This window comes from Caballeronia arvi (genome assembly GCF_001544695.2).
GTDB classification, from domain to species: Bacteria; Pseudomonadota; Gammaproteobacteria; order Burkholderiales; family Burkholderiaceae; genus Caballeronia; species Caballeronia arvi.
Genome location: NZ_FCOM02000020.1, coordinates 85,295 through 98,909 on the forward strand (window position 1 = coordinate 85,295; position 13,615 = coordinate 98,909).

Below are 13,615 nucleotides of genomic sequence, written 5' to 3' on the forward strand. Positions count from 1 at the left end.
GGGCAAAGCCCGCGCAAAGCCACACGCAGCAAGGCGCTTCGTAGCGTTTCGCTCCAATCCAGTTTAGAAACTGTCCCCTCCCTGCCAGGCCATTGCGCGGTTGTATTGCGCGCAGTTTGATTCACGGCCCGTCATGCATCAGGCTGACGTCAGTGCTTGCCGTTCTTGCGAACGACCCGGCCTGCCGTATCCGATACAGCTTCTAACCAAGATACTCGCCGCACGTTCGCGCGAGTGGCCCCCGTTTTTCGATTTGCTCGCTGTTTCTTCGCTCGCTGAATCCAACGACCTGGGTATGCCGATTGGCGCCGACGCCTTATTCCCCGTTTCAAGGATCGACATGACTTCGAGCTTCACCGCTAGCCCGTTGGAAAACCTCGCAGCAGAAATCGGCATCACCCCCACTACAGACGCCCCGGCTACTCCGGCAGTCGAGCAGCCCACCGGCCCCAGTTTCGAATCCCTCGGTCTTTGCGCCGACATCGTGTCCGCGCTGACCGCCGCGGGCTATCAGAACCCGACGCCCGTGCAGCAGCGCGCGATTCCCGCTGCGCTCGCCGGCCGCGACCTGCTCGTGTCGAGCCCGACCGGCTCCGGCAAGACGGCGGCATTCATGCTGCCGGCCATCGAAAAATTCTCGCAACAGCAAAAGCTGGAAGCGCAGCAACCGCGCGCGCCGCGCGATCCGAACGCAAAGCCCGCGCGCCGTCCGCAGCCCATTGCCCGCCCGCGTCTGCTCGTGCTCACGCCGACGCGCGAACTCGCGATGCAGGTTTCCACTGCCGCGACGACGTACGGCAAACATCTGCGCCGCCTGCGCACCGTCAGCATTCTCGGCGGTGTCGCGTATGGCCAGCAGTTGATGCTGCTCGCGAAGAACCCCGAAATCCTCGTCGCGACGCCGGGCCGTCTGATCGATCACCTGGAGCGCGGCCGCATCGACCTGTCCGAACTGAACATGCTCGTGCTCGATGAAGCCGACCGCATGCTCGACATGGGCTTCATCGAAGACATCGAGCGGATCGTCGACGCGACGCCCGCCTCGCGTCAGACGCTGCTCTTCTCCGCGACCATCGACGGCAAGATCTCGTCGCTGACCGGCCGCCTTCTGAAGGATCCGGAGCGCATCGAGATCGTGCAGAAGCTCGAAGCGAAGAGCAACATCGCGCAGACCGTGCATTACGTCGACGACCGCGATCACAAGGATCGTCTGCTCGATCACCTGCTGCGCGCCGAAGAGCTCGATCAGGCGATCGTTTTCACGGCGACGAAGAGCGATGCCGATCTGATCGCCAATCGTCTCGCCGACGCCGGTTTCGAATCCGCCGCGCTGCACGGCGACCTTCCGCAAGGCGCGCGTAACCGCACGATCCGCGCGCTGCGCGAGCGCCGCGTGCGCGTTCTGGTCGCGACCGACGTCGCCGCGCGCGGTATCGACATTCCGGGCATCACGCACGTCTTCAACTACGACCTGCCGAAGTTCGCCGAAGACTACGTGCACCGTATCGGCCGTACGGGCCGCGCGGGCCGCAGCGGTACCGCCGTGAGCCTCGTGCATTACGCCGAAATGGGCGCGCTGAAGCGCATCGAGCGCTTCGTGCGTTCGCCGCTGCCGGTGAACGTCGTCGCAGGCTTTGAGCCGCGCAAGTCGCCCCCGAAGGGCGGTTTCGGTGGCGGCCGTGGCCGTCCGGGCGGCAGCAACGGCGGACGCCGCTTCGGCGGCAACGGTGGCGGCAGCAGCAGCGGCCGCGGCTATGGCGCAGGCAATGCCAGCGGCTACGGCAACAAGTCGAACGCGGGTTCGCGTGACGGCGGCGGCTACCGCGGCGAAGGCGGTGGCTATCGTGGCGGCAACAGCGATGGCGGCTATCGCGGCGGCAACCGTGGCGAAGGCGGCTACGGCTCGCGCGACGGCTACAGCGCACGCCGCAACGACGGTCCGCGCGCGCCGCGCCGCGGCAGCTAAGCAGCACTCGGAAAGCGGTTCCTACGCCGATTCCCTTGCCTCGAAAAAAACCGATGCCTCGCGCATCGGTTTTTTTTCGCCTTGTCGCCATATTTCACGATGCGCAATGGCCTTTTGCGTCGCAAAAGAGGTGCTGCGCGGCACAATGCTCACCGTTGCAAGATAGGAAAGGCCATTCCACAATACGGTATATCGCTCCTATCTCACTGAATTAATTTATAAAAAATAATCTGAAAATCTTCCTCAAAAGGGTGTTTCGCAGGCAGCGCTTTGCCTAGACTCTTATATAAGAGTTGAACAAACGCAGCTCACATCGTCAGGATCATCGATTCGTCATTCGTCGTTCAGTCCAGTCTCACGGAGAGTAGCTATGACCTCACGTCAACAACAAGCTCAACAACTCCAGCAGCAATGGGAAACCGATCCGCGCTGGAAAGGCATCAAGCGGAGCTACTCGGCGGATGACGTCGTGCGTCTGCGCGGCTCGGTGCAACAGGAGCACACGCTCGCGCGCCGCGGTGCCGAAAGGCTTTGGGCGTCGATTCACGAAGAGCCGTTCGTGAACGCGCTCGGCGCGCTGACCGGCAATCAGGCGATGCAGCAGGTCAAAGCCGGCCTCAAGGCCATCTATCTGTCAGGCTGGCAGGTGGCCGGCGACGCCAACGTCGCGGGCGAAATGTATCCGGACCAGTCGCTGTATCCGGCAAACTCGGTGCCGCTCGTCGTGAAGCGCATCAACAACACGCTCACGCGCGCCGATCAGATTCAATGGTCCGAAGGCAAGAATCCGGGCGACGAAGGTTATATCGACTACTTCGCGCCGATCGTGGCCGATGCCGAAGCCGGTTTCGGCGGCGTGCTGAACGCCTTCGAACTCATGAAAGCGATGATCGAAGCCGGCGCCGCGGGCGTGCACTTCGAGGATCAGCTCGCGTCGGTCAAGAAGTGCGGCCACATGGGCGGCAAGGTGCTGGTGCCGACGCGCGAGAACGTCGCGAAGCTGACAGCCGCGCGTCTCGCGGCGGACGTGTGCGGCACGCCGACGCTGGTCATCGCCCGGACGGATGCCGAAGCCGCCGATCTCGTCACGTCCGACATCGACGACAACGACAAGCCGTTCCTCACCGGCGAGCGCACCGTGGAAGGCTTCTTCCGCACCAAGCCGGGTCTGGCGCAAGCGGTGTCGCGCGGCCTCGCGTACGCACCCTACGCCGATCTCGTGTGGTGCGAAACCGGCAAGCCGGATCTGGAATACGCGAAGAAGTTCGCGGAGGCGATCCACAAGCAGTTTCCGGACAAGATGCTGTCCTACAACTGCTCGCCGTCGTTCAACTGGAAGAAGAATCTGGACGACGCGACCATCGCCAAGTTCCAGCGCGAGCTCGGCGCGATGGGCTACAAGTTCCAGTTCATCACGCTCGCCGGCTTCCACGCGCTGAATTACTCGATGTTCAACCTCGCGCACGGCTACGCCCGTTCGCAGATGAGCGCGTTCGTCGAACTGCAGCAGGCCGAATTCGCCGCCGCCGACAAGGGCTTCACGGCGGTCAAGCATCAGCGCGAAGTGGGCACGGGTTATTTCGATGCGGTCACGCAGACCGTCGAGCGCGATGCCTCGACGACCGCGCTGCACGGCTCGACGGAAGACGAGCAGTTTTTCGACAAGAAGGTGGCCTGACAGCAGGCTGAATCAGGGAGAGCGGTAAATAAGGCGGCGGCCGTGGCGCGTGCAGCAATGCGCCACGGCCGCCGCTCAAACGAAAGCGCATCGCGGGTGCGCTTCCGCTTGAGCATGTTCGGGCATCACCGATACACGATCACGGGAATCTTGGTGTGCGTGAGCACGCGCTGCGTCTCGCTGCCGATGAGCAGGCTGCCGAGACCGCGCCGCCCGTGCGAAGCCATCAGGATGACGTCGCAGCCGTTTTGCTCCGCCGCTTCGATGATGCCGATATACGGCGCGGCATCGATGCTCGTCACGCTCGCGCAGGGCACGCCCGCGCTTTCGGCGGCGCGCTCGACCGCGCGCAGGTGTTCGCGGGCTTCGATTTCGGCGCGCGCGTGGAAGTCGTCGGGCGGCTCGACGGCGACATCGGCGAATGGCGAATACGGGTACTGCGGCAGACACGCATAAGCCGTGATGCGCGCGCCGACGGATTGCGCGAGATCGATCGCGCCGTCGATAGCTTTTTGCGATAGCTCGGAGCCGTCGGTCGGCACAAGGATATGTTTGAACATGGCGTCCTCTTCGTTCCGTGAGTGCGTGGTTCCATTGTAGTAACGCGGATCGAGGCAGAAGAAGTTTCGATGCCCCGCTTCCGGCAATGCCGGGCCCGCGCGTAGATAGGATTCCGAACGGCCTACCCCCAATACCCCGCCGCGTTATACGTATGCTTCAGCAAATCGAGAAACAACCGCACGCGCAACGGCAAATGCCGTCTCTGCGGAAACACCGCATGAATGCCGATCGGCGGAGCGGCGAACGCATCGAGCACGCTCACGAGACGCCCCGCGCCGATATCCTCGCCGACCTCCCACCACGAGCGCCACGCAAGGCCACGGCCTTCGAGACACCACTCGTGCAATACAGCGCCGTCCGAGCATTCCATCGTGCCGGAGACCTTGATCGTCACGACCTTGCCGTCCTGCTGGAACACCCACCCGCGCTGCTGATTCGCCGACGCGCCGAGCGCAAGACAGTTGTGATTCGCGAGCGCGGCGAGATCGGCCGGATGGCCGCGCCTCGAAAGATAGTCCGGCGACGCGACGCACACGCGCCGGTTCTCTCCGAGCTTCAGCGACACGAGCGACGAATCCGGCAGCTCGCCCAGGCGCACCGCGCAGTCGAAGCCTTCGTTGACGAGATCGACCATGCGGTCGGTCAGATCGAGGCTCACCGACACATCCGGATGCAGCGTCGTGAAGGTCGGCAAGAGCGGCGCGACGTGGCGCCGCCCGAAGCCCGCCGGCGCCGACACGCGCAAATGCCCGCTCGCCTTCACGCCGCCCGCCGACACGCTCGCTTCCGCGTTCTGCATGTCGTTGATGATGCGCTGGCAGTCTTCGAGAAACGCCGAGCCTTCGAACGTGAGCGTGATCTTGCGCGTCGTGCGCACGAGCAGTTTCACGCCGAGGCGCTCCTCGAGCGCATCCAGCCTGCGTCCGATGACCGCCGGCGCGATGCCCTCCGCCTGCGCAGCCGCCGACAGGCTGCCCTTCGCCGCGACGGAGGCAAACGTCTCAATCTGCTTGAACCGATCCATGCGTGTTCGTCGTCAATTTAGCCACCCGCGTTGAGATTAGGTGCAGAAAAGTAAAAGATCAAGTGATCCGACGATGCTTTTTCCATCACTTCGATCACGAATACAATCGATCCCGACCTCTAGACGGAGCGCAAGGCAATGTCGGCCATAACGACAACCCCATCATCTTCATCCGCTTATATCGCTCGGCCCCGCGCAGTCATCTTCGACGCTTACGGCACGCTCTTCGACGTCCATTCGGTCGTTGCGGCCGCCGAGCAGCTCTTTCCCGGTCACGGCGATGCGCTCTCGAAGCTCTGGCGTCAGAAGCAGATCGAATACACGCAGCTGCGCACGCTCGCCGATCCGGCGGGCTCGCATTACGAGCCCTTCTGGACCATCACGATCGATGCGCTGCGCCATGCCGCGGCGTGTCTCAATCTCGCCGACGCGCTGACGCCCGCCGCCGAAAAGCGTCTGATGGACGAATACGCCTGCCTGTCCGCGTTCCCCGACACCGTGCCCGCGCTCCGGCGATTGCGCGAGCGCTTCGATATTCCGCTCGCGATCCTGTCGAACGGCAATCCGCCGATGCTCGATATCGCCGTGAAGAGCGCCGGCATGAGCGGGCTCTTCGATCACGTCCTGTCCGTCGATGCCGTGCGCGCCTACAAGCCCGCCGCTGCCGCGTATGCGCTCGGCACGCGCGCGTTCGGCGCGTCACAGCTCCAGGCGCGCGACATCGTGTTCGTGTCGTCGAACGGCTGGGACGTCGCCGGCGCGGCGTGGTTCGGCTACACGACGTTCTGGATCAACCGCGCGGCGCTGCCGGTCGAGGAACTCGGCGTCGCGCCGGACGCCAGCGGGCGCGGCATGGACGAACTCATCGCATTCATCGAAGGCGGCTGTGCAGAACAGAACGCCGCTTCGGCAACACCCAAGGCAAAAACCGCAAAACCGTCTGACCGACCAAGGAGAAAACCATGACGCATCCCTCGAACTCACTTTCGTTCCCGAAAGGCATGGCAATCTCGGCCGACTTCAAGCCCGGCTACGAGACCATCCTGACGCCCGAGGCGCTCGCGTTCGTCGCCGCGCTGCATCGCCAGTTCGAGCCGCGCCGCCAGCAATTGCTCGCCGCGCGCGTCGAGCGCACGAAGCGTCTCGATGCCGGCGAGCGCCCGGCCTTCCTCGAAGCGACGAAATCGATCCGCGAAGGCGACTGGACAGTCGCGCCGCTGCCGAAGGATCTGCAATGCCGTCGGGTCGAAATCACCGGGCCGGTCGAGCGCAAGATGATCATCAACGCGCTCAACTCCGGCGCGGATTCGTACATGACCGACTTCGAGGATTCGAACGCGCCGAACTGGGACAATCAGATCGTCGGCCAGATCAATCTCAAGGAAGCGGTGCGCCGCACGATTTCGCTGGAACAGAACGGCAAGTCGTACACGCTCAACGACAAGATCGCGACCCTGATCGTGCGCCCCCGCGGCTGGCATCTGGATGAAAAGCACGTGAGCGTCGACGGTCAGCGCGTGTCGGGCGGCCTCTTCGATTTCGCGCTCTTTCTCTTTCACAACGCGAAGGAGCTGATCGCGCGCGGCAGCGGCCCGTACTTCTATCTGCCGAAGATGGAAAGCCATCTCGAAGCGCGCCTGTGGAACGACATCTTCGTCGCGGCGCAGGAAGGCGTCGGCATTGCGCGCGGCACGATTCGCGCGACGGTGCTCGTCGAAACGATTCTCGCGGCGTTCGAAATGGACGAGATTCTGTACGAACTGCGCGAACACAGTTCCGGCCTCAACGCGGGCCGCTGGGACTACATCTTTTCGGCGATCAAGAAGTTCAAGAACGACACGGACTTCTGTCTCGCCGATCGCGCGAAGATCACGATGACCGCGCCCTTCATGCGCGCCTATGCGCTCGAACTGCTGAAGACGTGTCACAAGCGCCATGCGCCAGCGATCGGCGGCATGTCCGCGCTGATTCCGATCAAGAACGATTCCGCCGCGAACGACCGCGCGATGGGCGGCGTGCGCTCCGACAAGGCGCGCGACGCCAGCGACGGCTACGACGGCGGCTGGGTCGCGCATCCGGGCCTCGTGCCGATCGCGATGGAAGAGTTCGTGAAGGTGCTGGGCGACCGGCCGAATCAGATCGACAAGCAGCGCACCGACGTGCAGGTGACCGCACACGATCTGCTGGACTTCCGCCCGGAAGAGCCGATCACCGAAGCGGGCCTGCGCAACAACGTGAACGTCGGCATTCACTATCTCGGTTCGTGGCTCGCGGGCAATGGCTGCGTGCCGATCCACAATCTGATGGAAGACGCTGCGACCGCCGAGATCTCGCGCTCGCAAGTGTGGCAGTGGATCCGCTCGCCGAAGGGCAAGCTCGACGACGGTCGCAAGGTCACGGCCGCGATGGTGCGCGAGATCACCGTCGACGAGCTGGAAAAGGTGAAGCAAAGTGTCCGCGCGTCGGGCGCTGATACGAAGCCGTATGATCGCGCCGCGAAAATCTTCGAAGAGATGTCGACGTCGGCGCATTTCACGGAGTTTCTGACGCTGCCGCTGTACGAGGAAATCTGAGCGTTTCGCACGCTTTCGCTGACGAAGAAAAAGCGGCCGCCGGGCCGCTTTTTTCGTTCGAGGCGCCTCATGGCCAGAGCACGGCGTGTGCTACATTGCGCATCGTCTTTTCAACGATTCAACCGTGGAGCGCACTGACCGTGCGAACGACAGCATGAGCAATATCCAGCTCGATATCGAATGGACCGACGCGGCATCGCGCAAAATCGAAAAACTGATGCCGCGCAACGCGAACAAGGACGCGCTTTTAGCGCTGCCGCCCGTCGAGTGCCTGCCCGTGGAAGGCGACGTGCTCTTTCTCGGGCCGGCCGGCAAGCAGCAGCCGTTCATCGTCGCGGAGCGCCAGTATCATCATGACGGCGACGCCGACTGGACCATCGTCCTGATTCTCGACGTTCCGCACGAAACGCACTGATCAGAGAATCTTGCTTGCGACGCGCACTTCCGCGTGCTCGCACAGATCCGGCGATTTGGCGCGAAACGCCTGAATATGCGCCGATTCGCCGTGCTTCGCGAGCGCGGACTCGCTCTCCCAGCGCTCGACGAAGATGAAGCGCCGCGGCTCCTTGATGTCGCGGTGCAAGTCGTACTGCAGCGCGCCCGCTTCCTTGCGCGTCGGCTCGACATTGGCCTCCAGCACCTGCCTCAATTCCTCTTCCCTGCCCGGCTTCGCGACCAGAATGGCGACGACGGCAACTTCCGACATAACGTTCTCCTGTTTTCAATGCAGTGGTGAAAGCACGAGCATAACGGCGCGCGCCCGAGCTCGCTGAATCGCGCAAATCCGAAGCCAAAGAAAAAGCCCGCGTTCCAATTGAAACGCGGGCAAAAACCGTCGCCCTACGAGGATAGGCGACGGGGCCATCGGGGTTCGCGCACGGCGAACCAGTCATCTGCTTGTCTGCTGTGACGCGCCGGATCAGCGCGCTTCGGGAGAACGTTCGGGCGGCCTGTCGCGCCATTGATGCAATGTACTGTCCACGCGTCGATTTCTATAAGCTTTTGCGCACATTTCCCGATAGAAAGAATTGTCTGCGCTATTCTCCGACGACTCTCGCATTTCTGTGCATGCTGAAGAGATCCTCGCGCACATCGTTTGCGCGAGAAAAAAGACGCAAAAAAACCGCCTCGCGGAGGAGGCGGTTCGTTTGTAATCGTGCGCGAAAGAACGATCAGCTGATCTGGTCCGCGAGCAAGGCCATGATCTGGCGCGCTTGCGGCGACGCGTCCACGTCGCCCTTGTCGTCGACGATCGCGATGCGCGTCTGCTGCTCCGTAACTGCGCGTACGTTGATCTGGTATTGCTTCGCCTTCATTTCCTTGCGGCCGTGGAAGACCTGGCTCCAGAAACCCTGTTCCGCCGATGACTTGTCGGTCGGGTCGACATAACGCACGTAATAGACGCCCTTGTTGCGGTCGCGGTCGTCCACCGTGAAGTTGGCGCGATCGAGCGCGATGCCCACGCGCAGCCACGCGCGGTCGTAAGCTTCCGGCAAGGTCAGTTGCGACGTCGTGGCCTCGGGCACGGTCTCGTTTCTGATCGGCGAATTGCCCGCAAGCGCGACGTTCTGCGCTGCGACCGATGCCGCCTTCGCATCGCCACCCTTCGCGCCTTGCGCGCCCGCGGCGCCTGCCGGAGCCGGCGCGTCGAGCGGCGTTGCGCCACCCGAAGCCACGCGCTGATCGGCCAGCGCGAGCGAGGACATCAGCCGCTTCAGGTACTCGTTCTCAAGCGCCGGATCGTTCGGGCGTGCCTGCCATTGGCTCGAATCGTTGTTCACGCCCGTCAGCGCCTCGCGCATGCCCTTCTGGCTGATGAACACGTAAGTGCCGCCATTGGGCGCCGCTTCTAGGCGCGTGCGGTACTTGTTGCGCTCGGCGGTCACGTACGAGTTGCCGGTCGCCTTCGCGAGCGTGTCGCGAATCAGACCGTCGGAAATCTGCGGATGGGTTTCGTTCCAGTCCGTTTCCATCACGCCCTTGTCGCGCTGATCGACGACGAGCAGAAAGCCCTGCTCCTGCCAGAAGCGGCGGACCTGCGGCCAGGCCTGATCGGGCGTCTTGTTGTCGATGACGAGCCAGCGCTCCGTGCCGTCGCGCTGAACGTGCATGCCCGACACCGGCGGAACCACCGTGGGCGCATTCGGTGCGACTTTCTGGATCTGCTGCAGATCGGACAGCGTGGCCTGACCGCCCTGCGGCGGCAGCGAGCGCTGGTCGGCGGCTTCATCGAGCAGATTCGGCGGCACGGCGAGAGACACCTGCTTGGAACGCTGATCGCTCTTGTAATTGAACGCATTGGGATTGGACGACCCGCATCCCGCCACGATTCCAGCCACGGCGAACAGCGCAGCCATCCGCTTGGTTACACGAAAATCTGTCATTTGGAAAAATCCTTCCGCTACGCCACGGGCGTTCTTCCGTGGATCAACCCGTTATTTTACCGGTCCGGCGCTGCGCCGTGAAAAAAAGAGGTCCGAGCGGCCTCTCGCCGGCGCTGGCAGCACTCTCTTTTGCGATATTGCCTTCAGACGCAGAAATCAGACTGCGCGCAGCAAATTCAGCACTCGCCTCTCTTATTTAAGACTCTTTGCGACGAATTGACAATTTATGACAATTACAAAAATTGGCAATTTCGTCTTTCATTCCTCGCAACCTGCTGATTCATAACGCACTTCCTGTTTTGCCCACGCCGGAACATAGGCCGTGGGTAAGTGATCCCCCGAATCGCCGCGCTTCGCTCTCCCACTAAAATCTAATCTCAAAAATAAGAAGAGTCCTAATTAACGGAGAGAAGTCAGTGAACAAAATAAGAATTCCTTACTACGCTGTCGCCGGACTGGCCATCCTCGCGATCGGCACGGCGTCGTCCGTCCATGCGCAACTCGGGGCGACCGGGCGCACCGGAAGCGCGTCGCAGGGCGATGTCGTGCTTCAGCTTCATCAGGGCGGACTCGTGCGATATCACGAGACGACCGACGCGCACGGCATCGTCGTGCGTGAATATGTCGATTCGCACGGCGACGTCTACGCGATCTCCTGGCGCGGCCCCGCGATGGCGGATGTCCAGTCGTTGCTCGGCACATATTTCGAAACGTTCCGGCAAGCCGCGAACGCGTCTGTAGGCGATGCCGGATTGCATACGGCGCGCGTCATGCGAGGCGATCTCGTCGTCGAGAATCGCGTGCGGTTGCGCGAGTTCAGCGGCCGCGCGTGGCTCGCGAGCGCGCTGCCGCCGGGCGTCAGCACGACGGACATCGAATAGGAGAGCGACGATGACGACACGCGCCCTACTCTCGATGATCGCCCTTTGCGCATTGCTGCACGCCTGCGGCGGAGGCGGAGGCGGCTCGAATGGCGGGTCCGCCGCGCCGGCCGCACAAGCGAGCACGCCCGTGACCGCAAGCGCGCCTGCTTCGGCGAGCGCCGCCGCGCCCGCGAGCGCGCCAGCGGCATCGGCGCCGGACGCCGACACGACAGTGCCGCAATCGACGACGCCCAACGTCCAGACTATCCAGGTCACCCGCACGTCCACCAACACGCGCAACATGCTGCGAACCAGCGTGACGATCTGCGTGCCCGGCACCAGCACCTGCCAGACCATCGACGATATTCAGGTCGATACCGGTTCGCACGGGCTGCGAGTGCTGGCCTCCGCGCTCGCTCCGTCGATCGCGCTGCCGATCGTCGCGGGCAGCGGCGCGAACGCCGTCATAGCGGAATGTGCGGTGTTCGGCTCGGGCTATACGTGGGGTGCGGTGCGCGAGGCCGATGTCCACATGGCCGGCCACGTTGCGAGTTCGACCTCCGTGCAACTGATCGCCGACAGCGCCGCGCCGAACGCCGCGACGGACTGCACCCAGTCCGGCCTGCCGATGCTCAGCGCGTCGTCGCTGCGCGGCAACGGCATTCTCGGCGTCGGGCCGTTCACCGCCGACTGCGGCGCAGGCTGCGCGGTGTCCGCGATGCCGCGCTGGTATTACAACTGCGTCTCGGGCAATTGCGTCGCGAGCACTCTCGCGGTCGCCCGGCAGGTGACGAATCCGGTCGCAAACTTCGCCGCCGACAACAACGGCGTGCTGATCGAGCTGCCGGACGTGCCGGACAGCGGCGCATCGTCGGTGACGGGCACGATGACCTTCGGCATCGGCTCGCAGTCGAACAGTTTGCTCGGCTCGGCGGTCGTGCTCAGGTCGGGCTCGACGACCGGCTACGTGACGACGAAGTTCGACGGCAGCCAGTACGGGTCGAGCTTCATCGACAGCGGCTCGAACGGCGTCTTCTTTCCATCGACGACACTCGCCCGCTGCGGCGCGTGGTACTGCCCGTCGACGCCGCAAACGCTCGCCGCGACGATCCTCTCGTCGAGCGGCGCGCAAAGCGCGGTGAGCTTCACGGTCGCGCAATCGACGGCGCTGTTCGGCACGGGCAACTTCGCCGTCGATAATCTCGCCGGCCCGGCCAGCGGCTACTTCGACTGGGGTCTGCCCTTCTTCTACGGACGCCGCGTGTTCACGGCGCTCTCCGGGCGGCCGACGCCCGCGGGCGCCGGTCCCTACTACGCGTTCTGAAGATGCAAAAAAGCCGTCTGCGCAGCCCGGCAGACGGCTTTTCTTCGACCGACAGAAGTCAGCGATTACGCCTTGCTTTCCTCGTCGAAGATCTTCTGCGCGAGGTGGAACGCGGAATTCGCTGCCGGCACGCCGCAATACACGGCCGTCTGCAGCAGCACTTCCTTGATTTCGTCCTGCGTCACACCGTTGTTCTTCGCGGCGCGCAAGTGCAGCGCGAGTTCCTCGGCGCGGTTCAGCGCGACCATCATCGCGATGGTGAGCAGGCTGCGCGTATGGCGCGGCAGGCCGTCGCGCGTCCAGATTTCGCCCCACGCATAACGCGTGATGAAGTTCTGAAACTCCGTCGTCAGTTCGGTGCGGTTCGTGAGCGAGCGGTCCACGTGCGCGTCGGACAGCACCGCGCGGCGCACTTTCATGCCGGCTTCGTAGCGTTCGTCGTCGGTCATTGTTGTTCTCCGAGAAAGTCGAGAGCGGCGCGCGTGTAGTCGTCGCGCTTTTCGATGTTCGACAGATGCGCCGCGTCCAGTTCGATATAGCGAGAGCCTTCAATGTAGCTCGCGAGCTCGCGGCCCTGCTCGGCCGTCGTCGACAGATCATGCGTGCCCGCGATCACCAGCACCGGAAGCCTGATGGTCTTCGCTTCGCCGCGCAGGTCCGCGTCGCGGATCGCCTCGCAGTTCGACGCGTAGCCGTCGCCCGACGTATGGCGGAACACGTCGCGGATATTGGCGAGTTCGAGCTGCTCGCGCTCGATGAACGGCGCGGTGAACCAGCGCGCGATCACGGCATCGGTCAGCGCGGGCATGCCGCCCGGCTCGCGCGCTTTCGCGGCGCGAGGCGTCCACACGGCGTCCGAGCCGATCAGCGCGGCGGTGTTCGAGAGCACGACACGCGAGAAGCGCTCCGGATGACGCGCGGCGAGCCCGATGCCGGTCAGTCCGCCCATCGACAGGCCGCAGTAGTTCGCCCGTTCGATCTTCAGATGATCCATCAGGCCGATCACGTCGCCGATCAGCTGATCGATCGTGTACGGCCCCGGCGGCACGTCCGAATGACCGTGGCCGCGCGTGTCGTAGCGCACGACGCGATAGTGCTGCGCGAACGCCTCGATGTTCGGCGTCCACATCGAGACATCGGCGCCGAGCGAATTCGACAGCACGAGCCACGGTGCGTTGTCGCCCGCGGTGGCATCGATGCGATAGTGAATCCGGGTTCCGTTGACTTCGGCAAGAGGCATGG

13 protein-coding genes are annotated in these 13,615 nt (G+C 63.6%); 7 read left to right on the top strand and 6 right to left on the bottom strand.

Annotated features, from left to right (window positions below; translation table 11 throughout):
- Nucleotides 1–340 precede the first annotated feature (340 nt).
- Complete coding sequence (locus AWB74_RS22040) at nucleotides 341–1,966, top strand: DEAD/DEAH box helicase (RefSeq protein ID WP_061148855.1); 1,626 nt, start codon at nucleotides 341–343, stop codon at nucleotides 1,964–1,966.
- A 370-nt stretch (nucleotides 1,967–2,336) separates the two neighbouring features.
- Nucleotides 2,337–3,644 carry an isocitrate lyase gene (aceA, locus tag AWB74_RS22045; protein ID WP_061148856.1) on the top strand — a complete coding sequence of 436 codons (1,308 nt, stop codon included), beginning with the start codon at nucleotides 2,337–2,339 and terminating at the stop codon, nucleotides 3,642–3,644.
- A 125-nt stretch (nucleotides 3,645–3,769) separates the two neighbouring features.
- Here aceA and AWB74_RS22050 read toward each other — a convergent pair whose 3' ends face one another.
- Together AWB74_RS22050 and AWB74_RS22055 are read right to left on the bottom strand one after the other, a co-directional pair.
- Nucleotides 3,770–4,204, bottom strand: a complete 435-nt coding sequence (locus tag AWB74_RS22050) for a universal stress protein (RefSeq protein WP_061148890.1) — start codon at nucleotides 4,202–4,204, stop codon at nucleotides 3,770–3,772.
- A 122-nt stretch (nucleotides 4,205–4,326) separates the two neighbouring features.
- Nucleotides 4,327–5,229 (bottom strand): LysR family transcriptional regulator, encoded by a 903-nt coding sequence (locus tag AWB74_RS22055; RefSeq protein ID WP_061148857.1) that lies wholly within the window; start codon nucleotides 5,227–5,229, stop codon nucleotides 4,327–4,329.
- Between the two features lie 138 nt (nucleotides 5,230–5,367).
- Between AWB74_RS22055 and AWB74_RS22060 the strand changes: the two genes are divergently transcribed.
- The 3 genes from AWB74_RS22060 (at nucleotide 5,368) to AWB74_RS22070 (ending at nucleotide 8,217) form a co-directional block, all read left to right on the top strand.
- Complete coding sequence (locus AWB74_RS22060; RefSeq protein WP_061148858.1) at nucleotides 5,368–6,195, top strand: haloacid dehalogenase type II; 828 nt, start codon at nucleotides 5,368–5,370, stop codon at nucleotides 6,193–6,195.
- Nucleotides 6,192–7,802 carry a malate synthase A gene (gene aceB, locus AWB74_RS22065; protein WP_061148859.1) on the top strand — a complete coding sequence of 537 codons (1,611 nt, stop codon included), beginning with the start codon at nucleotides 6,192–6,194 and terminating at the stop codon, nucleotides 7,800–7,802. The genes AWB74_RS22060 and aceB overlap by 4 nt, the downstream gene beginning before the upstream one ends.
- Before the next feature lie 154 nt (nucleotides 7,803–7,956).
- Nucleotides 7,957–8,217: a hypothetical protein gene (locus AWB74_RS22070; protein ID WP_061148891.1), complete on the top strand. Its 261-nt coding sequence runs from the start codon at nucleotides 7,957–7,959 to the stop codon at nucleotides 8,215–8,217.
- Here the strand turns inward: AWB74_RS22070 and AWB74_RS22075 are convergent, their stop codons facing one another.
- Complete coding sequence (locus tag AWB74_RS22075) at nucleotides 8,218–8,508, bottom strand: putative quinol monooxygenase (RefSeq protein ID WP_061148860.1); 291 nt, start codon at nucleotides 8,506–8,508, stop codon at nucleotides 8,218–8,220.
- A gap of 466 nt (nucleotides 8,509–8,974) precedes the next feature.
- Nucleotides 8,975–10,186 carry an outer membrane protein assembly factor BamC gene (bamC, locus tag AWB74_RS22080; protein ID WP_061148861.1) on the bottom strand — a complete coding sequence of 404 codons (1,212 nt, stop codon included), beginning with the start codon at nucleotides 10,184–10,186 and terminating at the stop codon, nucleotides 8,975–8,977.
- A 416-nt stretch (nucleotides 10,187–10,602) separates the two neighbouring features.
- On the opposite strand from bamC, the gene AWB74_RS22085 reads away from it, so the two are divergent.
- Both AWB74_RS22085 and AWB74_RS22090 read left to right on the top strand, forming a co-directional pair.
- Nucleotides 10,603–11,067, top strand: a complete 465-nt coding sequence (locus AWB74_RS22085) for a DUF2844 domain-containing protein (protein ID WP_061148862.1) — start codon at nucleotides 10,603–10,605, stop codon at nucleotides 11,065–11,067.
- Between the two features lie 10 nt (nucleotides 11,068–11,077).
- A complete protein-coding gene (locus AWB74_RS22090; RefSeq protein ID WP_061148863.1) occupies nucleotides 11,078–12,373 on the top strand; it encodes a DUF3443 domain-containing protein in 1,296 nt (431 codons plus the stop codon).
- Nucleotides 12,374–12,438: 65 nt separating this feature from the next.
- Here AWB74_RS22090 and pcaC read toward each other — a convergent pair whose 3' ends face one another.
- Nucleotides 12,439–12,822, bottom strand: a complete 384-nt coding sequence (gene pcaC, locus AWB74_RS22095; protein ID WP_061124585.1) for a 4-carboxymuconolactone decarboxylase — start codon at nucleotides 12,820–12,822, stop codon at nucleotides 12,439–12,441.
- A complete protein-coding gene (gene pcaD, locus AWB74_RS22100; protein WP_061148864.1) occupies nucleotides 12,819–13,613 on the bottom strand; it encodes a 3-oxoadipate enol-lactonase in 795 nt (264 codons plus the stop codon). Before pcaD ends, pcaC begins: the two co-directional genes overlap by 4 nt.
- Nucleotides 13,614–13,615 lie beyond the last annotated feature (2 nt).